The sequence below is a fragment of the Brevundimonas sp. FV1ye7S genome, assembly GCF_058680995.1.
In genome coordinates this window covers 160,776-183,296 of record NZ_CM178726.1, presented here as the reverse complement: position 1 = coordinate 183,296, position 22,521 = coordinate 160,776, and the positions used below count along the sequence as shown (strand labels likewise).

Annotated in this window: 17 protein-coding genes, 1 tRNA gene and 1 riboswitch; of the genes, 6 read left to right on the top strand and 12 right to left on the bottom strand. The window is 68.0% G+C overall.

Annotated elements, in window-relative coordinates:
* Positions 1 to 91 precede the first annotated feature (91 nt).
* The 8 genes from hfaB (ACW18C_RS00830) to ACW18C_RS00795 form a co-directional block, all read right to left on the bottom strand.
* Positions 92 to 1,156 (bottom strand): holdfast anchoring protein HfaB, encoded by a 1,065-nt coding sequence (gene hfaB / locus ACW18C_RS00830; RefSeq protein WP_492072261.1) that lies wholly within the window; start codon positions 1,154 to 1,156, stop codon positions 92 to 94.
* On the bottom strand, positions 1,153 to 2,043 hold the full coding sequence (hfaB, locus tag ACW18C_RS00825) for a holdfast anchoring protein HfaB (protein WP_492072260.1): 891 nt from the start codon (positions 2,041 to 2,043) through the stop codon (positions 1,153 to 1,155). The genes hfaB (ACW18C_RS00830) and hfaB (ACW18C_RS00825) overlap by 4 nt, the downstream gene beginning before the upstream one ends.
* Positions 2,040 to 2,477, bottom strand: a complete 438-nt coding sequence (gene hfaA / locus ACW18C_RS00820; RefSeq protein ID WP_050771585.1) for a holdfast anchoring protein HfaA — start codon at positions 2,475 to 2,477, stop codon at positions 2,040 to 2,042. Before hfaA ends, hfaB (ACW18C_RS00825) begins: the two co-directional genes overlap by 4 nt.
* 87 nt (positions 2,478 to 2,564) lie before the next feature.
* Positions 2,565 to 3,179: a hypothetical protein gene (locus ACW18C_RS00815; RefSeq protein WP_492072259.1), complete on the bottom strand. Its 615-nt coding sequence runs from the start codon at positions 3,177 to 3,179 to the stop codon at positions 2,565 to 2,567.
* Between the two features lie 443 nt (positions 3,180 to 3,622).
* Positions 3,623 to 5,197, bottom strand: a complete 1,575-nt coding sequence (locus ACW18C_RS00810; RefSeq protein ID WP_492072257.1) for a sensor histidine kinase — start codon at positions 5,195 to 5,197, stop codon at positions 3,623 to 3,625.
* Positions 5,194 to 5,916 (bottom strand): response regulator transcription factor, encoded by a 723-nt coding sequence (locus ACW18C_RS00805; RefSeq protein ID WP_492072256.1) that lies wholly within the window; start codon positions 5,914 to 5,916, stop codon positions 5,194 to 5,196. The genes ACW18C_RS00810 and ACW18C_RS00805 overlap by 4 nt, the downstream gene beginning before the upstream one ends.
* A 2-nt stretch (positions 5,917 to 5,918) precedes the next feature.
* Positions 5,919 to 7,499 carry a DUF4153 domain-containing protein gene (locus ACW18C_RS00800; protein ID WP_492072254.1) on the bottom strand — a complete coding sequence of 527 codons (1,581 nt, stop codon included), beginning with the start codon at positions 7,497 to 7,499 and terminating at the stop codon, positions 5,919 to 5,921.
* Positions 7,500 to 7,747: 248 nt separating this feature from the next.
* Positions 7,748 to 7,824 (bottom strand) — tRNA-Arg (locus ACW18C_RS00795).
* Between the two features lie 147 nt (positions 7,825 to 7,971).
* Here ACW18C_RS00795 and ACW18C_RS00790 point away from each other — a divergent pair.
* Positions 7,972 to 9,720: a gamma-glutamyltransferase family protein gene (locus tag ACW18C_RS00790; RefSeq protein ID WP_492072252.1), complete on the top strand. Its 1,749-nt coding sequence runs from the start codon at positions 7,972 to 7,974 to the stop codon at positions 9,718 to 9,720.
* Between the two features lie 22 nt (positions 9,721 to 9,742).
* On the opposite strand, the gene ACW18C_RS00785 is transcribed toward ACW18C_RS00790, so the two are convergent.
* On the bottom strand, positions 9,743 to 10,579 hold the full coding sequence (locus ACW18C_RS00785) for a lipid A-modifier LpxR family protein (RefSeq protein ID WP_492072250.1): 837 nt from the start codon (positions 10,577 to 10,579) through the stop codon (positions 9,743 to 9,745).
* 200 nt (positions 10,580 to 10,779) lie between these two features.
* Positions 10,780 to 12,669 carry a ribonucleoside-diphosphate reductase subunit alpha gene (locus ACW18C_RS00780; protein ID WP_492072249.1) on the bottom strand — a complete coding sequence of 630 codons (1,890 nt, stop codon included), beginning with the start codon at positions 12,667 to 12,669 and terminating at the stop codon, positions 10,780 to 10,782.
* A gap of 274 nt (positions 12,670 to 12,943) precedes the next feature.
* Here ACW18C_RS00780 and ACW18C_RS00775 point away from each other — a divergent pair, with 274 nt between their 5' ends.
* From ACW18C_RS00775 to ACW18C_RS00760, 4 genes are all read left to right on the top strand, one after another.
* Positions 12,944 to 13,726: a phosphatase PAP2 family protein gene (locus ACW18C_RS00775; RefSeq protein WP_008260320.1), complete on the top strand. Its 783-nt coding sequence runs from the start codon at positions 12,944 to 12,946 to the stop codon at positions 13,724 to 13,726.
* An 86-nt stretch (positions 13,727 to 13,812) separates the two neighbouring features.
* The gene (locus ACW18C_RS00770; protein ID WP_492072248.1) at positions 13,813 to 15,132 is read left to right on the top strand and encodes an acetyl-CoA hydrolase/transferase family protein; all 1,320 of its coding nucleotides are present in this window, start codon (positions 13,813 to 13,815) and stop codon (positions 15,130 to 15,132) included.
* Between the two features lie 55 nt (positions 15,133 to 15,187).
* Positions 15,188 to 15,303, top strand: a riboswitch (yybP-ykoY riboswitch).
* Between the two features lie 99 nt (positions 15,304 to 15,402).
* Positions 15,403 to 15,966 (top strand): TMEM165/GDT1 family protein, encoded by a 564-nt coding sequence (locus tag ACW18C_RS00765; RefSeq protein ID WP_492072246.1) that lies wholly within the window; start codon positions 15,403 to 15,405, stop codon positions 15,964 to 15,966.
* A gap of 52 nt (positions 15,967 to 16,018) precedes the next feature.
* Positions 16,019 to 17,329 (top strand): PQQ-dependent sugar dehydrogenase, encoded by a 1,311-nt coding sequence (locus tag ACW18C_RS00760; protein ID WP_492072245.1) that lies wholly within the window; start codon positions 16,019 to 16,021, stop codon positions 17,327 to 17,329.
* 15 nt (positions 17,330 to 17,344) lie between these two features.
* Here the strand turns inward: ACW18C_RS00760 and ACW18C_RS00755 are convergent, their stop codons facing one another.
* Positions 17,345 to 17,926, bottom strand: coding sequence for an NUDIX domain-containing protein (locus ACW18C_RS00755; RefSeq protein WP_492072244.1), 582 nt, complete (start codon positions 17,924 to 17,926; stop codon positions 17,345 to 17,347).
* Positions 17,927 to 17,950: 24 nt separating this feature from the next.
* On the bottom strand, positions 17,951 to 19,189 hold the full coding sequence (locus tag ACW18C_RS00750; protein WP_492072243.1) for an argininosuccinate synthase: 1,239 nt from the start codon (positions 19,187 to 19,189) through the stop codon (positions 17,951 to 17,953).
* 194 nt (positions 19,190 to 19,383) lie between these two features.
* Between ACW18C_RS00750 and ACW18C_RS00745 the strand changes: the two genes are divergently transcribed.
* Positions 19,384 to 22,239, top strand: coding sequence for a M16 family metallopeptidase (locus ACW18C_RS00745; protein ID WP_492072242.1), 2,856 nt, complete (start codon positions 19,384 to 19,386; stop codon positions 22,237 to 22,239).
* Positions 22,240 to 22,521: the final 282 nt, after the last annotated feature.

Genomic DNA, 22,521 nt, shown 5'->3' with positions numbered 1-22,521 from the left:
CGGGGGACTGACCCAGACGAGAAAGGCCGTCGCGACGCTCGCGACGGCCTTCTTCAATTCGCACTGGAGAAGTCGGAAAGTCCGTGGCGCCTCAACCGCCCGCGGCCGTCGTCCCGCGCACCGCGGACGACGGCGCGGTGCGCCAGCTGGAAGGATCCAGCACCCAGCGGGCCGGCGGTCCCGCCATCGGGCGGGACGGGGCCTGCCCGACGGCGGGCGGCCTGGCGGACGGCCGTTCGGCCTGGGGCGCAGCCGCTTCCGCCGCGCGCAGCGCCAGCAGGCTCTCGCCTTGCAGCCCCGTTTCCGGCCGCGCGAGACAGCGGTCGCGGGGAATGGCGTAGAGGTCGGCGACGAAGTCGTACAGGCCGCGTTCTATCGCGGTCCGGACGGCGAACTGGATCGGCTCCATGCCGGAGGCTCCAGCGGAAAGGTCGAAAATATTGCCGTGGGTGAAGTCGAACACGCCCACGCGGATCTCGCGACCGACAAGCTGCTTTTGATAGGAGGCCGTGGCGACGACCTCCTGGGACTGGGTGTCGACCAGGCGAAGATCGATGGCGATGTTCATCACATAGCCGCTGCTGGTCAGGCCCCCCTTGACCCCGCTGGCCTCGATTCCCCCGGCGGAGACATCGACCCCGGAAGACCGCAGATTATAGTTCAGCTCGGTGACCCCGCCCACGACATAATATCGCGAACCGGCGATCTGACCGGCGTAGATCGGGCGGAAATTCTCGGCGCTTTCGCCGGCCGCCTGGGGGGTGTCGGACAGGAGATGAGATTGGGCATATTGTCGTTCGACCTCCGAAACCCCGCGATCCTGGCGCTCCACAGTGGGCACGCCGGCCTTGGTCAGGGCTGTCACGGCGAACAGGGACGCGCCCTGGCTGATCTTGCGTCCTGTCTCCAGATCATTGCGGCCGGTCAGGTCGGCGATGTCGCCGACCGCCAGCCGTGGCGCGCTGCGCCCCTCCGCCTGGCCCGCCGACGCCAGACATCTCAGCGCGGCGGAATAGGCGGTGTCGTTGCCGGTCGCCGGCGCGCCGCCGATCGGATTGGCGTAGAGACCGGTGGCGGGGTCGTAGCGTGCGGTCGTGCAGCCGGCCAGACCGACCGCCGCGATCATCGACGCCTCCAGAAGCGGTCTCAGTCTCACGAAGCGGCTCCTGCGGCGATGGCGTAGGTCTGGACCCCGACAGGGTCGTCGGCCGGCAGGCAGGTCGCCTTGGCGCCCGGCGACTGGATGCCGGCCAACAGTTCGAAGACGCCGCGTTCGACCACCGTCCGCACAGCGGCCTGCACCGGCTCCATGGCGCCGCCGCCGGCCGTCGCGACGCCGCCGACCGATCCCTGGGTTCCCGTCAGCCCGAGGCTGCGGTCCACGCCGACCACCTGTTTCTGGAAGCTGACGCTGTTCACCACCTCCTGCGAGCGCGTATCCACCAGCCTGAGGTCGACCGCGACGTTCATCACATAGCGCGACGCCTGACCCAGGCCGCGCAGGCCGGTCGTGCTCACATCGCCCGCCTGGACGTTCACGCCGTTCGAAGCGATATTGTAGTTCAGTTCGGTGACGCCGCCGACGAGATAGTACCGCGACCCCGCGACCTGGCCGACGTGGATCGGCCTGAAATTCTCGGGATCCTGACCGGCCCGTTCCGGGGCGTCGGACAGCAGGTGCTGGCGCGCATAGTTCAATTCGATCTCGGCGACCGTGTTGTCGAGCCGCTCGACCACCGGCGCGCCGGAGCGGGCCAGGGCCGTGATGGCGAACAGCGCGGCGCCCTGCGAGACGCGGGCTCCGGTCTGGAGATCGACCCGGCCCGTCATGTCGGAAATCCGTCCCACCGCGATCCTGGGCGGGACGCCGCCGATCCAGCCGCCCCGCCGCGACAGGCAGGTCAGGGCGGCGGAATAGGGAGACGGATTGGCCGTGGCGGGGGCGCCGCGGATCGCGCCCGAATTCATCCCGCCCGAAGGTTCCGCCGTCGCGGCTCCGGCGACCAGGCCGAGCGCGATCCCCGTGATCGCCGCCCGCCTCATGAGCCGGACTTCCGCACATTGGCGCTGACGTCGCCGCTGTTGGTCTGGCGGCTGTTCAGCACCACGGTGTTGCCGTGGCCGATGATGGAGACATTGACCAGGTTGCCCACGGCCGTCGCGCTGCTCGTATCGCCCAGCGCCGCCGCGCCGCTGTCGAAATAGGCGGCGCCCGACTGCGTGTTCGACCCCGTGCTGGCGTAGCTGACGCTCGTGCCGGCCTGACTGTTCACGATGACGCCGTTGACGACCAGTCGATTGCCGTTGGCGTCGCGCGTGACGGGGTTGAAGGTCTGGGTCGCAACGGCGCCGGAACGGCCATAGCCGGCCTCCATCGAAGCCGCCCCGGCGGACTCGGTCGAGGATTGCGCGAGGGCCCGCCCGGAGAGACCGGACAGGGTCAGGATTACGAGCGGCAAGAGCGGCGTCTTGGTCATGATGTGTGTCATCTCAGCGGGAAGGAGAGCGGGGTGAAGCGGCGGAAAGGGCCGACGCCGCCTTCGCGGGGACGCCGGCCTGTCCATTCAGAAGCCGGTCACGGTCAAGCTGTTGCCAATGGCCGCCGCCGTGTTGGTGACGGCGCCCGAGACGTCACGCACGGTCGTGGTGGCGATGGCGGAAACCCCGGCTGTATTGGTCTGCGACGAGTTCAGGGACCCCAGCCGCGAGTCGATGGTGGCGGAGTTGCTGATGGCCGCCGCCGTCGCCGAAACCGTGCCCGACACGTCGCTGATGGTGGAGTTCAGCGTGGCCGAGGGGTCGTTATAGGCGACCTGGGTGTTGGTGATCGCCCCGCCCCAGTCGGAGGTCTTGATCGTCGCCGAGTTGGCGATGGCCGCCGACGTCGCCGAGACGTCCTTGGAGACATCGCCGATGGTCGCGTTCAGCTGGGACGACGCGCCGCCCCAGGCGTTCTGAGTGTTGTTCAGGGACACCGCCGTGCCGCCGTCGATGGTCACACTGTTGGAAATGGCGGCGGAGGTGACGGAAACCGAATTGTTCACGTCGGTGATCGTGGCGTTCAGCTGCGAGCGGACGGATGCATTGTTCGACTGGCCTGATCCGATGCTTTGAGCATGGGCGGCGCCGGCCGTCGCGACGCCGAGAACGGCGGTGATGATGAGGATCTTGGTGGTCACGAGATTTCTCCAGAAGGCCCAACATCGGGCAAACCGGCTCAGTGCAAAAACCCATCCATTACAATGACTAATACAAATTAATCATAGGCGGTAAGGGGTTGGTCGATGAGGACTACGCAAGCGATTGATCTGACATCGAACCGGGTTCGGACAGCGTTAATACGGCGGCTCTCAAAGCGTGGGGCTGCAGACCGGCTCCGGGTCATCGTAAGTGCGGGCCTGTCGCAATTCGGCATGGGGCGTTCGTCACTGTCTCGAGACGGGGCGCCTGCGGACAGCGCCGCTTCCGCATCGGACCCCGCGGCTGAAGCGGGGAATGGGTCGGGTTTCGATCCGCCTCCGCCGATGGCGGCCGAGGCTGTCCCGGGACGGGTGATCCGCGGCGTACAAGGCTTGTCCGCGAAAGACGGCCCGGTTCCGGCCCCCCGGTCGCACGGCCAAACCTATTGCTCGGCGAGCGGCATGACCAATTCGAAGACGGCGCCCTCGGTCGTAGGCAGCAGATCCAGGGTGGCGTCGTTCGCGGCCAGCAGGGCGCGGGCGATGGACAGGCCGAGGCCGGCGCCGCCCTCCCCGCGTCGCGTGGTGAAGAAGGGCTCGAAGACGCGACCGGCGTCGGCCGGCGCGACGCCTGGACCATCGTCCGCCAGGGTGACGACAAGTCGATCGAGCAGGGCCGCCGCCCTGATGCTGACGGCCGTCGCGCCGGCCTGGCGGCTGTTTTCCAGGAGCGTCGAAACCACCATCTCGATGGTAGACGCTGGAACGGCCACCCTGAGCGTTTCGTCCCCGAACATCACCGAGATCGCCAGCCGGCTTGACCTGGCGTCGACCGCCTTCGTGATCGGGAGGCGCACATCGACCGAAAGCCCGGCTTGAGGACGCGCCATATCGGCGCGCGCCAGGTCGAGCAGGCGCGTCACAAGGGCCGAAAGGCGGCGGGCGTCGGCGGCGATGTTGTCGAGGAACCGCCGACGTTGACCTGGGTCCATTTCATGGTCCTGCAGCAGTTCGACGGCCCCCTGGATCCCGGACAGGGGCGTCTTGAACTCATGGCTGACGGCGGCGGCGAAGTCGCGCAGATAGCGGGAGCGGCGATCGACGGCCTGGGCCATCCGCCCGAAGTCCTCATAAAGGATTCGGATTTCGACGGCGGCGGTGGCCGGCGCGGGGGGCAGCACGCCGCCGCCGTTGGCGACATCGCGCGTCGCCCGGCTGAGCGCCTCGATCGGGCGGGCGATGCCGCGCGAGACCAGAACCGCCAGAAGGGCGATCACCCCCAGGGTGCCGACGACGCCCAGCCCGATCTTGATCCGGTCCTGGTACAGCCCCTTGAACAGGGCCCGGGGCGAGCGGGACGCCACGACGACCCCCTCGACCCGGCCATTCACCATCACCGGCCGCGCATGGTGGATACGAACGCCCGCTGCGCGACTGAGCCATTCCATGGAATAGCGCGGACGGTAGGCGTCGTTGCGACGCAGAACCGTTCGCGGTTCGCCCGCAAGCGCCGAGCGCACTTCGGTCAGATCGGCCAGGCCGCCGCCCTGGCCGTAGCCCAGAACGATCGTCCCGTTGCGATCCAGCAAGAGGATCGAGGCCAGGGTGGTGCGGCTGGTCTGCTCGACGACGGAGCCAAGCCGGTCGGCGACCTCGACCGCCCCGGCCTCAGGCACGGCAGCGTGACGCGGCGCGGGCCGCGCCGGCAAGACCGGCGTGGACCCCAGGTCGATCGTCGCGGGTTCGGGCCTGTAGTAACCCGGATCGTCGCGCCGGGCGGGATCGGGCGAAACCACGACGGCGCCGGGCCAATCCGAGGCGGCGACGGCCGACAGGACGACAGCCTGGGCGACCAGTTCCGCCTCCGTCTGACGCACCAGGGTGTTCTCATAGACCCGCAGGAATATGGCGCTGAGCCCCGGCAGGACGCCGGCGAAGATCAGCACGGACAACAGGATGGTCCGAAGCCTGAGCGCTGGCCAGTGATTGCGGATGAAGGCGCGCAGACGTGCGATCACGCCTCCGGCGCCCCGGACGCGCCCAGGCAGGGGCCAAGCTGGTAGCCGATGCCCGGCCTGGTCTCGATCACGTCAGCCCCGCCCACCGCTGCAAACTTGGCCCGCAGGTTGCGGACATGGCTGTCGATCGTACGGTCGGTCATGGCGAAGCCTGGGCCATGGACCCGGTCGATGATGGCGTCCCGCGTGAAGACCCGGCGCGGCGCATCGGCCAGGGTGCGTACGATGCTGAACTCCGTCACCGTCAGCGGCACCTCGATATTGCCCCACGTCGCCCGCCATCCGTCCGCGTCCAGGCCCAGGCTCCCCAAGGCGAACTGACCCGGCGTCGGCGGGGGCGGGCTCCGCGCGATCCGGCGCAGTATGGCGGCGACCCGCGCCACCACCTCGCGCGGACTGAAGGGTTTGGTCACATAGTCGTCCGCGCCCAGCTCCATGCCCAGGATGCGGTCGATCTCGTCATCGCGCGACGACAGGAACAGGACCGGCAGATCGCCCTGGGCGCGGATTCGGCGACAGGCCTCGATCCCGTCCATGCGGGGCATGTTGATGTCCAGCACGACGAGGTTCGGCCTGCACAGGGCGATGTCAGCCAGAGCGGCCTCGCCGTCGGCGGCCTCCCGCGTCGCCAGACCCGCCTTCTGAAGCGCGAAGGTCAGCAGGTCGCGGATGTGCGGGTCGTCGTCGACCACCAGGACGGTGCTTTGCATGATGGCCATGTTCAGCCTTCCGTCCGCGAGGTCAACGGGACAGGCGGCGGGGCGGCGACGGGCGCCGGCGCGGCGGGCGGCGGCATTTGGATGAGCCGCCCGTTCCAGTGACGGGCGCCCGGCGCCGGCGCCGACAAGGCGCCCTTCTGTTGCAGGGCGTCGATGCGATCCAGACGACGCTGGTCGCGCCAGGTCCAGCCGCGCCATTCGCTCTGTCGCCGACGGACGTTCAGCAGGATGTCCAGGCGGACGGCGGCGACCCGGTCGCGCAGGACGGCGTCGTCGAGGGTCGTTTCCAGTTCGACCAGCGAGACGAGGGCGGGCGCGCCCAGGGTATGGAGATAGCCGAGGTCCAGCGCGACCCCGCGACCTCCGACTTCCCTGGCATGCCGCACGTTCCAGCCGGCCACGACGGCGCCGAGGTCGATGACGCTGACGACCGCCAGCACGATCAGCGCGGCCGCGGCGTTGGCGTTGATCAGCCAGTGCGCCGACTTGCCGGCCAGCATGCGCCAGCAGATCAGCATCAGGCCGACCGCCACCAGCCCCATCCAGATCATCGCGGCGATGCGGAAACGGGTCAGGGCGTAGGCCTCGATATAGTCGGCGGTGCGCAGCAGGCTGGATGCGACCAGGATCATGTTCTGCGCGATCCAGACGACCATCAGACGACGCACCAGCGGCTTGTTCGCTGTGTCGGAACCCGGCTGCAGCGCCGCCAGGACGAACAGCCCGGCGAGCAGGGCGGTGACGATCAGGGGATAGGCGCCGCGATGGGCGTATTCGGCCAGGCCCATGTCGCCGGGAAGCGGCGCGCCGCTCCACAGGAAGGCGATGTCCAGGCCGTTCTGGAGCGCGAAGACCGCATTGAAGACGATCAGGGACAGGGTGATCGTGCGGGTCAGGAAGGCTGAAGGCTTTCCGATCTTGCGTTCCGGCAGGGCGAGCAAGGGCTTGCGCCAGCGCGGCCGCAGCAGGCCCAGAACGCCGATGAAGACGGCGCACCAGAACAGGATGCGGAGGACGTTCTGGGGCGACAGGGACGGCAGGGACAGGTTGGCGAGCGCATTCGAAATGAGCGGATTCGCCGCCGAGAACAGGGCGAGGAAGACACCGCCGCCGACCACGGGCATGATGAGAAGGCCAAGCAGGTTCAGAGCGGACATTCCGCCGCGACCGCGCCTCAACCGCGAGACCTTGAACAGGTCGATCACGGGGCCAAACAGCGCAAAAAACCAGTGAAGCGCCAGTCTTTGGGCCCAGCCCCACGCCGTCTCGTTCGGTCCCACCCGGCTCGACAACGCCCCGAGGCTGATCGAGACCCCGAACAGAGCCCAGGCCAGCAGCCCAGGCCGGTCCGCCAGAACCAGGGCGAAGGCGACGCCGGCCAGGACGAAGCCCCGGCCTCGACGGTCTTGCAGCAGGTCTTTCCGACCAAGGAACGCGCCCCCCAGGACCGCGAAGGCGAACAGGCCAAGACTCGTACCGGGGGCATGGGCGAAGAACAGCAGGTCGGCGAGGCCGACCAGGGCGGCGCCGACGGCGACCCTGAGCCAGAATGATGATCGAGGCAGAACGGGTATGTGAAGCATGGGGCCTCCCTTTCGGGAAATGCTTCTCCGCCATGGCCGTCGAGAACGGTTGCGCCGTCGATGGATTGTCAGCGCAGCCGTCATGCAGGTTCGATGCACACGGCGACCCTTCTCGAGCCTCGGACCCTGTAAACCGGGTGCGTTGTCTAAAATCAGAGACTTGGATTCGACTGTCGGCAATATTACAGCCAGCCCGTCGGTTGGACTCGCAGCGCGGCCCGTCTACCCGAATGATATATTTGTGGAAGTGGCGCACCCGGAGCGATTCGAACGCCCGACCCCCAGATTCGTAGTCTGGTGCTCTATCCAGCTGAGCTACGGGTGCGGCTGCCTTGCGGCGAGGGCGGGTCTTTAGCCGTAGAAACCGGCGGGCGCAAGCGGCGGAATGCAGTTTCTGCGTGGTCGGCGGTTGGCGCGGACGCCGGGACGGCCTAGGTCGGGAGACGACGTCCTCCCTCGTCCGGATTTTCTCATGCATTTCATCCGCCGTCGTCTCGCCGTCCTGCTCATTCCCATTGTCATCGCCGGCTGCCAGACGGCGGGCGGGGGCGCTCCGACAGCGGCCGAGACACCGGTTCAGGGTCAGGCGACGACGCCGGAGGCCGGGACGCCTGCGCGCGGCCCCTTCGTGGCGGCGGCCAATCCGCTGGCGGTCGAGGCGGGGATGAAGGTGCTGCGGCGGGGCGGGTCGGCGGTGGATGCGGCGGTGGCCGTGCAGGCGGTTCTGGGCCTGGTGGAGCCGCAGTCGTCGGGCCTGGGCGGCGGGGCCTTCCTGATGAGCTATGAGGCGGCCACGGGACATGTGACGGCCTATGACGGCCGCGAGACGGCGCCGGCCTCGGCCACGCCGGAGCTGTTCTACGAAAACGGCAAGCCGCTGAGCTTCATCGACGCCCTGTTGTCAGGGCGTTCGACCGGAGCGCCGGGCGCGGTGGCCATGCTGGCCATGGCGCAGAAGGATCACGGCAAGCTGGCGTGGCGCGATCTGTTCGGCGAGGCCGAGCGGCTGGCGCGCGACGGGTTTGTCGTCAGCCCGCGCATGGCCGGCATGATCAACGGCCGCGCGCCTCAGGCGCGCAGCCGTTGGGCGCAGGCCTATTTCACGCGACCGGACGGCGCACGCTATCAGGCCGGCGACGTCCTGAAGAACCCCGCCTACGCCCGGACGGTGGCGGCCCTGGCCGAGGAAGGCCCCGGCCTGTTTTACGGCGGTCGCATTGGTGACGAGATCGCCCGGACCGTGGCCGAGGGACCGCGCCCCGGCGGCCTGACCGAGGCCGACATCGCCGCCTATCGCCCCTTGCGCCGCGACGCCCTGTGCCGGCCCTATCGGATCTATGTCGTCTGCGTTCCGCCGCCGCCGTCCAGCGGGGTCGCCCTGTTGCAGTTTCTGGAGATGGCCGAACAGACGCCGGATCTGCAGAAGGGCGCCGACAGCCCGGCGGCCTGGGTCGCCTTCGGGCGGTTGCAGCGGCTGATGTACGCCGACCGCGACCGCTATGTCGGGGATGCGGACTTCGTCGGGGTGCCGGTCGCCGGGCTGCTGGACCCTGACTATGTCGCCGCGCGCGCCGCCCTGGTTCCCAGCCTGAACGGTCCCGCAGCGGCCGGCGCCCCCACGGGCTCGCCCCCGCGCGGCGAGGATCGCACGGCCGAGCCGGGCGGCACCTCGCACATGGTCATCGTCGACGCCGAGGGGAACGCGGTCAGCATGACGACCACGGTCGAGAGCATCTTCGGCAACGGCCGGATGGTCGGGGGCTTCTTTCTGAACAACCAGCTGACCGACTTCTCCTTCACGCCGATGGAGGACGGCCATCCGGCGGCCAATGCGGTGGCGGCGGGCAAGCGGCCCCGGTCGTCGATGACGCCGGTGTTGATCCTGGATCGTGAGGGTCGTCTGGTCGGGGCCATAGGCTCGCCGGGCGGGTCCAGCATCCTGGCCTATGTGGCCAAGGCCCTGATCGGGATCATCCACTGGGACCTGCCGGTGCAGGAGGCGATCAATCTGCCCAATCTTGTGGTGCGGGGCGAAATGGTCGGGGCCGACACCGCCCTGATCGCGCCGGATATCCGCGACGCCCTGGCGGCGGCGGGGATCAGCCTGCGGCCCAATGCGACCGAGACCTCGGGCCTGCACGGGGCGATGTGGCGCAACGGCCGCTGGGACGGCGGCGCGGATCCAAGGCGAGAAGGCGTGGCAGTGTCGGAGGTCCGCTGAGGTCCGGAGACCTGTCGGCGGATCAGCGGCGCGGTTTGATCGACAGCTGGAAGGCGATCATGCCTTCGTCCACGTCGGTATCCAGGCCATTCATGCCGCGCAGACCCTTGCCGGCGTCAATCTCGCGATAGACCAGGCCGACCGAGGTCTGGACGTCGCCCCGGCGATAGGCCACGCCGACCGAGGCGTCGCCGAGGAAGGCGCCGCGATCCTGGGTGTAGCCGGAGCGGGCGTAGTCGCCGTCGCGGGTGCGGGCGAAATTATAGCCGACCGCCCGGCCGGACCCGGCGGCGTAGAGATACCACCGGGGACGCTCGCCGAAGCGCGCGGTTCCGTCGGGGGCGAGACGATCCAGGCCTTCGCCGATCTTCAGGGTGGCGCCGGCCTCGGCCGATCCGCCGTCGCTGCCCAGGCCGAAACCGGCGTGGGGCGTCAGACTGACTTCCAGGCCGGACGGCGTGTGTCCGACGGCGCCGCGGAAGCCGCGAACATAGCGCAGGTCATAGGCTTCCGCGTCCAGCTCGGCCCGGTCGATCGGCGTGACCGGCAGGGGCGAGCCGTCGGCGCGACGCAATCGCCCGGCGGTTTCCAGCGTGACCCGGTCGGTGAAAGCCTTGCGGTCGATCCAGATGTCGTTGCGGGTGGCGGCGGCCAGACCCTCGGTTTCGGCCGGCCGCAAGGGCGCGCTCATCTCGATTTCGGATCCGAAGCGGGCGTCGGGCGTGACGCGGAACCCGCCTTGCTCATTGAGGCGCGCGGTCAGGGTTTGAGCCGTCGCGTGAGTTTCGTCGAAGGCGCCGGGGATCCAGGCCTGGGCGCGCGAGTCTGCGAACCCGGCTGCCGCCAGGATGATTCCCACTCCAACGCTCCACACCGCAACGCGCATTCGGTCTCCCCACCGTCCGCTGTTCTCCAGCTTGCACCAGGTGCAACCAGACTCCAACAGACATTTTCAAGACACTGTTTCGTCCCTTTTGAACGACGCCGCCGCGCCGGAGTTCCAGTCGTGAAAAAGGGCCCCGCCTGCGCGGAGCCCTTTCAGGTCTGAGGTCCTCCCGCCTATTGGCAGGCGAGGCACTCGTCGTAGTCGGTCTTGGGCATGGAGAAGAGGTCGGGCTGGTTCGGATCGATGACCGCCTCCACCTTGTCCTCGGCGCCGGCGAAGGCGGCGCGCTGCACCGACTTGGAGCGCAGATAGTAGAGCGACTTCACGCCCCGCTCCCAGGCGGACCAGTGCAGCATGTGCAGGTCCCATTTGTTGACGTCGCCCGGGATGAACAGGTTCAGCGATTGCGCCTGGCAGATTTCCGGGGCGCGATCGGCGGCCAGTTCGACCACCCAGCGCTGGTCCAGTTCGAAGGCGGTCTTGTAGATGCCCTTCTCGTCCTCGTTCAGGGCGTCCAGGTGCTGGACCGACCCCTCGTGTTCGAGGATCGAGCTCCAGACCGAATCGGTGTTGATCCCCTTCTCGTCGAGCAGGCGCTCCAGATAGGGGTTCTTGACCGCGAACGAGCCCGACAGGGTCTTGTGAGTGTAGATGTTGGCCGGGATCGGCTCGATGCCGGCCGAGGTCCCGCCGCAGATAATCGAGATCGAGGCGGTCGGGGCGATGGCCAGCTTGTGGCTGAACCGCTCCATCACGCCGCGCTCCTCGGCGTCCAGGCAGGGGCCCTTCTCTTCGGCCAGGACGCGGCTGGCCTTGTCGGCCTCGCGACGCAGGTGTTTGAACAGGCGCATGTTCCACGACTTCGCCATGGCGCTTTCGAAGGCGACGCCCTGGCCTTGCAGGAAGGAGTGGAAGCCCATCAGGCCCAGGCCGACCGAACGCTCGCGCTTGGCCGAATAGACGGCGGCCTTCATTTCCGGCGGGGCGCGGCGGATGAAGTCCTCCAGGACATTGTCCAGGAAGCGCATGATGTCTTCGATGAACTTGGGCTCCTCGCGCCACTCCAGGAATGTCTCGGCATTGACCGACGACAGGCAGCAAACGGCGGTCCGGTCCACGCCCAGGTGGTCGCGGCCGGTGTGCAGCATGATCTCGGCGCACAGGTTCGACTGTTTGACCTTCAGGCCCAGGTCGCGCTGGTGCGGCGCCATCTGGCGGTTCACCGTGTCGGAGAAGATCATATAGGGCTCGCCGGTCTGCATCCGGATGTCGAGCAGCTTGGTCCACAGCGAGCGGGCGTCGACGGTCTTGATGACCGCGCCGTCCTTGGGGGACTTCAGGTCGAATGTGGCGCCGGTCTTCACCGCCTCCATGAATTCGTCCGTGACATTGACGCCGTGGTGCAGATTCAGGGACTTGCGATTGAAGTCGCCCGAGGGTTTGCGGATCTCGAGGAACTCCTCGATCTCGGGGTGATGGATGTCCAGATAGACGGCGGCCGAGCCGCGACGCAGCGAGCCCTGACTGATCGCCAGGGTCAGCGAGTCCATCACGCGGATGAAGGGGATGATGCCCGAGGTCTTGCCCGCGCCCTTGACCTTCTCGCCGATGGAGCGGACGCCGCCCCAGTAGGTGCCGATGCCGCCGCCGTTCGAGGCCAGGGCGACGTTCTCGTTCCAGACGCTCTGGATGCCGTCCAGGCTGTCGCCGACGGCGTTCAGGAAGCAGGAGATCGGCAGGCCGCGATCCGCGCCGCCGTTCGACAGGACCGGGGTCGCCGGCATGAACCACAGGCGGCTCATATAGTCGTACAGGCGCTGGGCGTGGTCGGCGTCATCCGAAAAGGCGGTCGAGACGCGGGCGAACATGTCCTGATAGCTCTCGCCCGCCAGCAGGTAGCGGTCTTCCAGCGTCTTCTTGCCAAAGTCGGTCAGCAGGGCGTCGCGCGAACGGTCCACCTGGACCGATTTCACGACAGTCAGATGGGGCTTCTCGAGGGTCGCGTTCGTCACAACACCTTGGAATTCCGTCGTCTTCAAAGCCTCGCCGCCAGCCATGGTCATCTGCGTCCTGAACAATAAACAGCCTAGAGCCACCTGCGCCGTGACCACATCATCTAGTGGTCTCAACGCTCCCTGAGCCCACATATAGGGCGCACATGCCTAATAACCCGTCAACGTCTTGACGGTCGCTTTGTAAGCGAATCGGTCGGACAACTCGTCCACGCCTGGGGAAAATCCAGCAAGCAAGCCAGCAAACCCCTCACAGGCCTTCGCAGTTGCGATATCACGAACGCGTGATCGGAACATAGGGCGAGCTTGGCCGTTTGGCCCGTCCATGACCGTTTCAGATTTCCGTCCCTTTTTGATACGCGCCCTGACGGTTGCGCGAACAGAGATCGCCGCTCTGACGGCCCTGTTCGTCGCCGCGATCGGCGTCATGACCTTCGTCGAGATCGCCGACGACATGACGGAGGCCGACGGCCAGGCCTTCGACCATCAGGTTCTGGCCCTGCTGCGCCCCTATGCCGACGATCCCGGCCGGCCCTGGGGGCCGTGGTGGCTGAAGGAGGCGGCGGCCGACATCACCTCGCTGGGCGGCATATCGGTGCTGGGCCTGTTCGCCCTGATCGTCATCGTCTTCCTGTTGAGCCAGAGGAAATGGCTGTCGTCCGTCCTGCTGGCCCTGGGCCTGATCGGCGGCGTGATGCTGAGCGAGGGGCTGAAGGCGGTGTTCGAGCGCGAACGCCCGCCCCAGGCCCTGCAGGCGGTCGAGACGATCAACGCCAGCTTCCCCTCCGGCCACGCCCTGCTGGCGACGGTCTTCTACCTCAGCGTCGCGGTCATGCTGACGCGGGCCTTTCCGCGCCAGAGGTTCAAGATCTTCGTCCTGGGGGTCGGCATTCTGATGGCCCTGCTGGTGGGGCTGACCCGCATCTATCTGGGCGCCCACTGGGCGACGGACGTCTTCGCCGGCTGGGCCGTGGGCTCGGCCTGGGCCATGGTCCTGTGGCTGGTCGCCTATGGGATTGCGCGCTGGCAGAAGCGTCATCAGGCGCCCCTGCAGGACGAGCCGTCGCCGATGGAGCCTGAAACCGGGGACGATCCGACCAAAGTCTAGCCCCGCCTTGGCGTCGGACGCAGGATAGTCTGTCTTGAGACGCCGCCTCGATCTGAACAGAGCGGCGCGCAGACGGGAGAGACGCCATGGACCACGCCGCCCTCTATGCCGAACGGCTGAAAACGCCGGATCAGGCTGCGGCCCTGATCCGGTCGGGCGCCAAGGTCGCCATGGGCCTGGGCGTGTCCCAACCCCCCGCCCTGTTGAAGGCCCTGGCCGAACGGGCCGAGCGGGGCGAGGTCGAGGACGTGAACCTCTATTATCTGCTTTCCACCGCCATCGCCGGCGAGACGGTGCTGCGCTATGAGTTGATGGACAGGATCCGGCCGTGGAGCCTGTTCCACAGCGCCGTCGAACGCCGGCTGGAGCAGCGCGCCTTCGAGGAAGGTCGGCCCAATCCGGTCCAGTTCATCCCGACCGGCTTCCAGCAGTCGCCGCGCCTGCTGTGCGACGAAGTCGGGGTGGATGCGCTGGTCTGCACCGTCTCGCCGATGGACGCCGACGGATTCTTCTCGTTCGGGACGAACACGGACTACGCCAAGCCGGTGTCGGAAACGGCCCGGACCATCGTGGTCGAGGTCAATCCGCACATGCCGCGCGTGTTCGGCGACTGCACCGTCCATGTCTCCAGGGTGTCAGGGATCGTGGAACACGCCGCCCCCCTGCTGGTCGTGCCCAGGGCCGAGCCCCAGCCGGCCGACCTCGCCATCGGCCGGATCATCGCCGATCTGGTCGAGGACGGGGCGACGCTGCAGATGGGGATCGGCGCCCTGCCCAACGCCGTCTGCGACGCCCTGAAGGACCACCGCGACCTGGGGGTCCATACAGAAATGCTGACGCCGGGCCTGGTCGAGCTGATGCAGGCCGGGGTGGCCAACCACGCCCGCAAGACCCTGCACCCCGGCGTCGGGGTCTTCGCCTTCTCGATGGGCGACCAGAACACCTATGACTTCCTGGACGGCAATCGCGGGCTTGAGGCCCATCCCGTCTTCTATGTGAACGATCCGGCGGTGATCGCCCGCAATGCGAAGATGGTCTCGGTCAACGCCACGCTTCAGATCGACCTGAGCGGCGCCTGCTGTTCGGAGTTCCTGAACGGGCGCCAGTTCACCGCCTCGGGCGGACAGCTGGACTTCGTGCGCGGGGCCTATGGCTCCGAAGGGGGCAAGTCGATCATCGCCTGTCATGCGACGGCGGCCAGGGGGACCTGTTCGCGCATCGTCGCCCGGCTGGACGGCCCGGTCACCACGCCCCGCAACGACGTCCACATCATCGTCACCGAACACGGCTGGACCAACCTGAAAGGCAAGTCGACCAGCGAGCGGGCCCGCGCCCTGATCGCCCTGGCCGCGCCCGAGTTCCGCGACGACCTGACGGCCGAGGCTGGGCGGCAGGGTCTGATCTGAGGCAAATCTTGCGAGTCGTTATCGACTTTTCATTTCCGGCCGCGCGTCCTAAACCCCGGCCCGTCATCGGGGAGTAGCCGCCCGCAACAATCAGCGGGGCTCGCGTCAACATGCTTCCTCTCCCGGAGAGGATGGCGCGGGAACGGTCCGGGACCCTTTTGGGTCCGGATCACGGCAAGACCGGCGGCTTTCGCAGGGATGTCCACGCGGGGCCCGGCTGCGAACGCCACAGGTCCGTCCGCCGAGGCTCCCGCGCACACAGGTTCCTTCTTGGAAGCCTTTCTGATCTCGACCGGCCTGGTCTCCATCGCGGAGATCGGGGACAAGACCATGTTGTTGTCCATCGTCATGGCGGCGACCTGGCGACGGCCCGCGCCCATCATCCTGGGCATTCTCGCCGCCACCCTGCTGAACCACGCCTTCGCCGCCCTGGCCGGCACGGTTCTGGCCCATTTCATCACCGGCGACTGGATGCGCTGGATCGTCGGCGTCGCCTTCCTGGGCTTCGCCGCCTGGGCCCTGATCCCCGACACCCTGGACGAACAGAAGGGCGAGGTTCAGCGCGGTTTCTGGGCCATCTTCTGGACCACCGCCTCGGCCTTCTTCCTGATCGAGATGGGCGACAAGACCCAGGTCGCCACCGCCATGCTGGCCGCCCGGTTCGAGAACCTGCCCCTGGTCGTGGCCGGATCGACCCTGGGCATGATGCTGGTCAACGGCCCCGCCGTCCTGCTGGGCGAGACGGCGGCGAAGAAACTGCCGCTGAAGTGGATCCGGCTGGCCGCCGCCGTCGGCTTCGCCGCCACGGGCCTCTGGATCCTGTTCGCCCCCTAGGGGCTGCCCCCCGAAGCTCGCAATCTGTCCGGCCTCGCCTTACCAAGAGGCCATGCGTCGTCACCTCCGTCCCTTAGTTCCGCTCCTCGCGCTCGCCCTGCTGGGCCTCCCGGCCGGCGCCAAAGCCGCCTCGCGCGCCTATGCCGTGGACGGCGACTGCGGCGGGCGGCCCGCGACCACGGTGCGGATGGCGCCGGGCTATTGTCTGGGCCTGATCTGGCAGGGCGCGGGGACTGACGGACCCCGCATGCCGCGCGGCCTGCTGCCCCTGCCCGGCGGAGACTGGCTCGTCACCGACCTGGGCGGGTGGGAGGCGGGACGCGGCGCCGTCTGGCGGCTGTCGTTCGGCGCCGACGGTGCGGCGCGCTGGCGCAGGCTCGCCCAAGGGCTGTCCATGCCGCACACGGTGGCGCGGGGCCCGAACGGACGGATCTATGTGTCCGAGATGAACCGCATCCTGACCCTGGACCCCGAGGCGGCCGATCCGGCGGCGACGGTGCGGACCGTGATCGGCGACCTGCCGGACAACCGGCTGCACGACAATCGCCACCCCCTGTCCAGCTTCGTCTTCGACGGCGACGGCGCTCTGCTGGTCAATGTCGGGGCGCCCAGCGACCGTTGCCTGGACGTTCGGGGGCGGCCGCGCACCGACGGCTCAGGCGGATGCGCCGACAGCGCCGAAACGGCCCAGGTGCGGCGCCACGCCTATCTGGGCGACGGCCGGTGGGCGCAGGACAGCACCGTCTTCGCCTCGGGCCTGCGCAACTCCATCGCCCTGGTGCGGCATCGGTCGGGCACGATCCTTCAGGGCGAGAACTCGGTCGACCTGACCACGCCCGACCATCCCTATGACGAGATCAATGTCCTGCGTCAGGGCGGCCATTACGGCTGGCCCTATTGCGTGGATCTGACGACGCCCCTGCCGGGCTGGAGCGCGGCCCAGGCCCGCTGCGACAGGCGCGACCGGCCGGTCGCCCTCTTGCCGCCGCACGCCGCGCCGCTGGACCTGATCTATTACGAAGGGGCGATGTTTCCCGAACTGCGCGGCCGGCTGTTGATGAGCTGGCACGGCTATCGTCGCGCCGCCGGCCGGATCGTTGCGGCCGAGACCGACGCGCAAGGCCGCCCTCTGACCGACATCGGCGGACGCTACGCCATCTACCCGCGCGGCGCCCTGCCCTATCCGGCCGGGGCGCCCAGCGTGCGCGGCAAGGTGCTGACGCCGGGTTGGGACGCGGTCGCGGGTCGCCAGCCGCGCGGCTCGCCCGTGGTTCTGGCGGTCGCCGCCGACGGATCGATCTGGGTCACGGACGACCGCAGCCGGGCGATCCTCAGGATCGCCCGGTCGGAGATCGCCGACTAGGCCGAAACCGGGCGCCTACTTCGGAAGCGTCATAGCCAGATGCTGCAACAGCATGATGGTCTTGGCGTCGCGGATGCGGCCGTCGGCGATCATGGCCAGGGCCTCGTCCAGCGTGGGCTCCAGCACCTCGATGTCCTCGCCCTCGTCCGGATGACCGCCGCCGTCGCCGATCTTCATCGACGGATCGTACTCGGCGACGAAGAAGTGCAGGATTTCGGTGACGGAGCCGGGGCTCATGAAGGCCTCGAACACCTTGCGGACTGCGCCGAGACGATAACCCAGCTCCTCCTCGACCTCGGCGCGGATCCGCACCTCGGGCTCGGCGTCGTCCAGCAGGCCGGCCGCCGCCTCGATCAGCAGGTCGTCATAGCCGTTCAGATAGGCCGGCAACCGGAACTGCCGCACCAGCAGCACGGTGCGCGTCGCCGGATTGTAAGGCAGCAGCACCGCCCCATTGCCCCGGTCGTAATGTTCCCGCTCCTGGGTCTGCCAGCGTCCGTCGCGCCGTTTCCAGTCGAACCGGGTCGTCTTCAGCACATACCAGTTGTCCGAGAGAAGCCGGGTCTCGTGGATCCTGAGACGGTCCTTGACGGTCATCGGCTTGCCTCGGGCGGTCTGGCGCTAGGCCTTGCGGGCGTCGCGCTTGGCCAGGACGCGCAGGCGCAGCGCATTCAGCTTGATGAAGCCGGCCGCGTCCTTGTGGTCATAGGCCTGGACGCCTTCCTCGAAGGTGACGAGGTCCTGGTCATACAGGCTGTTGGGGCTCTCGCGGCCGATGACCGAGACATTGCCCTTGTACAGCTTGACCTTGACCGTGCCCGAGACCTTTTCCTGGCTCTTGTCGATGGCGGCCTGAAGCATCTCGCGCTCGGGCGAGAACCAGAAGCCGTTGTAGATCAGCTCGGCGTATTTCGGCATCAGCTGGTCCTTCAGGTGCATGGAGCCCCCGTCCAGGGTGATGCTCTCGATGCCGCGGTGGGCCGCGATCAGGATGGTCCCGCCGGGGGTCTCGTAGACGCCGCGCGACTTCATGCCGACGAAACGGTTCTCGACCAGGTCCAGCCGGCCGACGCCGTTGTCATGGCCGTACTGGTTCAGGGCGGTCAGGATCGTGGCCGGCGACATGGCCTCGCCGTTGATCGAGACGGCGTCGCCGCGTTCGAAGCCGATCTCGATGATCGTGGCCTTGTCCGGCGCGTCCTCGGGCGAAATGGTGCGCTGGTGGACGAACTCGGGGGCCTCGACCGCCGGGTCTTCCAGCACCTTGCCCTCGGAGGACGAGTGCAGAAGGTTGGCGTCGACCGAGAAGGGCGCTTCGCCGCGCTTGTCCTTGGCGATCGGGATCTGGTTCTTCTCGGCGAAGTCCAGCAGGGCCTCGCGGCTGCGGAACTCCCATTCGCGCCAGGGGGCGATGACGCGAATGTCGGGCTCCAGGGCGTAATAGCCCAGCTCGAAGCGGACCTGGTCATTGCCCTTGCCGGTCGCGCCGTGACAGACGGCGTCGGCGCCGACCTGACGGGCGATCTCGATCTGGCGCTTGGAGATCAGCGGCCGGGCGATGGAGGTGCCCAGCAGATAGTCGCCCTCATATTGGGCGTTGGCGCGGAACATCGGGAAGACGAAGTCGCGCACGAACTCTTCGCGCAGGTCGTCGATGAAGATGTTCTCGGGCTTGATGCCCAGCTTCAGCGCCTTCTCGCGTGCGGGGCCCAGCTCCTCGCCCTGGCCCAGGTCGGCGGTGAAGGTCACGACCTCGGCGTTATATTCGGTCTGGAGCCATTTCAGGATGATCGAGGTGTCCAGCCCGCCCGAATAGGCGAGGACGACTTTCTTCACGGGCTTGTCGGCGGGGGCGGACATGGCGGCTCTTTCGATAAACTCGGCAGCAGGGATCGGGGAGTTGAGGCGCGCATAAGACCGGGGGTCCGGGGATGCAACCTTTTCCGGGGCTGAGGCGGGCGAACATGAAGCTTTGTTCATGTTCAATGGGTCGCGTTGCCAGTGGATCGACCGTCGTTATGGTCCGATCCAGCTGCAATCAAGGATGTCATCCCATGCGTCGTGCCGGTTCTCTTGTCGCCGCGGCCGCCCTGCTGGCGGTCTCCAACCCGGTCTGGGCCTCCGTCGCGCCCGCCCAGACTCCCTCTCAGGCCTCCGCCCCCGCCTTCCAGGCCGCGCCGGTGTCCGAACTGGTCGCGGAAGTCGATATTCCCTACACCAAATTCACCCTCGACAACGGCCTGACCGTCCTGGTCCACGAGGACCACAAGGCCCCGGTCGTGGCCGTGTCCATCTGGTACAATGTCGGTTCCAAGGACGAGCCGGCCGGCAAGACCGGCTTCGCCCACCTGTTCGAACACCTGATGTTCGGCGGCTCCGAGAATGCGCCCGGCAGCTATTTCACCCCGATGCGCAACATGGGCGCGACGGACATGAACGGGACGACCTATTTCGACCGCACCAACTATTTCGAGACCGTCCCGACCCCGGCGCTGGAACAGGCCCTGTTCATGGAAAGCGACCGCATGGGCTATATGCTGGGCGCCATCACCCAGGAGACGCTGGATCTACAGCGCGGCGTCGTCCAGAACGAGAAGCGCCAGGGCGACAACCAGCCCTACGGCCTGAACGGGTACAAGCAGTTGGAAGCCCTGTTCCCCGAGGGCCACCCCTATCGTCACTCGACCATTGGTTCGATGGCCGATCTGGACGCGGCGTCGATGGAGACGGTCCGCGACTGGTTCCGCTCCAACTACGGCCCCAACAACTCGGTGCTGGTCCTGGCCGGCGACATCACGCCCGCCAAGGCGCGTGAACTGACCCAGAAATATTTCGGCCCCATCCCGCGCGGTCCGGTCAACACCCCGGCCCAGGCCTCCGTCCCGACCTTGCCGGCGCCGATCAGCGAGACCACCCGCGACCGCGTCTCCAACGCCCGCGTCGAGATCAGCTGGGCCGTGCCCGGCATGCTGGATGCAGACGCCGTACCGCTCAGCGTCGGCGCCTCGGTGCTGGGCGGCCTGGCCAGCTCACGCCTGGACAACGCCCTGGTGCGCGGCGAACAGAGCGCCGTCTCGGTCAGCGCTTCGAACAGCGCCTTCCACCGCGTCGGCATGTTCGACATCACCCTCGATGTGAAGCCGGGCCAGGATCCCGCCGCCGTCGAGGCCCGCGCCCGTGAGATCATGAACGGCCTGATCGCCGACGGCCCGACCGCGGCCGAAGTGGAACGGGTCAAGACCCAGTATGTCTCGCGCACCGTCCAGGGGCTGGAGCAGGTCGGCGGCTTCGGCGGCAAGGCCGTGGCCCTGGCCGAGGGCCAGCTCTACGCCGGCGATCCGGAACACTACAAGAAGGAGCTCCAGGCCTATGCGGCGGTCACGCCGGCCCAGGTCCAGGCGGCGATGCAGAAATGGCTGACCCGTCCGGCCTATACGCTGACGACCCTGCCGGGCGAACGCGAAGCCTATCAGGAGGCGGCCGAGGCGCCGTCGGGGGCCAACCACACCCCGGCCCCGCCGATCGAGCGCGTGGCCCGCATGCCCAAGCCCGAGATCGCCGCCGTCGCCAATGTCGACTTCCCGTCGGTCCAGCGCACCCGCCTGTCGAACGGCGTCGAGGTGGTCTACGCCCAGCGCAACGCGGTGCCGGCGACCAAGATCGCCATCGACTTCAACGCCGGCCTGGCGGCGGACGACGCGTCGAAACTGGGTCTGCAAAGCCTGATGCTGGACCTGATGGACGAGGGCACCCGCACCCTGAATGCGACCCAGCTGGCCGAGGCCCAGGAAACCCTGGGCGCCACCATCTCGACCGGCGCCTCGATGGACCGTTCGGTGGTCCAGCTCTCGGCCGTGACGCCGAACCTGCAGCCGTCGGTGGCCCTGCTGGCCGATGTGGTCAAGAACCCGGCCTTCGCCGCGTCCGAGCTGGAGCGTCTGCGCGCCACCCGCCTGTCGCGCATCGCCGCCGAACGGACCCAGCCGGCCGCCCTGGCCAGCCGCGCCCTGCCGGAACTGATCTACGGCGCGTCCAGCCCCTATGGTCGCCCCTTCAGCGGCAATGGCGATGAAGCCAGCGTCAAGGCGATCACCGAGGCCGACATCCGCGCCGACTACGCCGAATGGATCCGGCCCGACAACGCCAAGATCTTCGTGGTCTCGGACAAGCCCCTGTCGGAGATCACCCCGGTTCTGGAGGCCGAGTTCGGCCGCTGGACCGCCCCGGCCGTCGCCAAGGGCGTGAAGGACTTCTCCGGTTCGATCCCCGCCACCACGTCCAGGATCGTGCTGATCGACCGGCCGCAATCGCCCCAGTCCTACATCATGGGCGGCGAGGTTCTGGCGGCGCAGGGCACGGACGACCTGCTGGTGTTCAACGCCGCGAACAATGTGCTGGGCAACGACTTCCTGTCGCGCATCAACTCCGACCTGCGCGAGACCAAGGGCTGGTCCTATGGGGTCAACGCCTCGGTCGCCGGCTTCGCCGGACGCGTCCCCTATCTGGTCACCGCCCCGGTCCAGGCCGACCAGACCGGCCCGGCCATCGAAGCCCTGAACCTTCAGTTCAACGACTTCCTCAAGGGCGGCAAGGGCGTGACCCCCACTGAGCTGGAACGCACCGTCAACGGCAACACCCGCCGCCTGGCCGGCAGCTACGAGACCTCGGCCGCCGTCCTGGGCGCCATGCGGACCAATGACCTGCTGGGTCGTCCGGACGACTATCCGGAAACCGTCGCCGCCCGCACCAACGCCTTGACGGCGGCTCAGATGGACGCCGCCGCCAAGGCGGCGCTCGACCCGTCGCGCTTCGTCTGGGTGGTCGTCGGCGACGCCTCGGTGGTCAAGCCCCAGCTCGACGCGCTTGGCCTGCCCGTCGAAGTCCGCTCGGCGGCTCCGACCGCCCAATAGGGCGGGCGACAGGCTGAAACGACTGAGGCCCGGAGAGCGATCTCCGGGCCTTTCTTTCGTGATCCTCCGGCAAGCCGCGTCTTGGGGCGCAGGCCGCGGCCCAGCGGCGCGCGTGAGCGAACCAGTCGCGCCCGCAATGTGAAACAGGAGGCGGAAGCCGACGGGCTGAGCCTTCGCCCATGTCGCCCGGCGGCATTCGAAATGCGCTGCGGAAAGTCGCTGCGAACTGATCTGTGTCAAGGCCGCTCGTACGGCAAGCGCCCACAGCGACGGGGTCGGCGA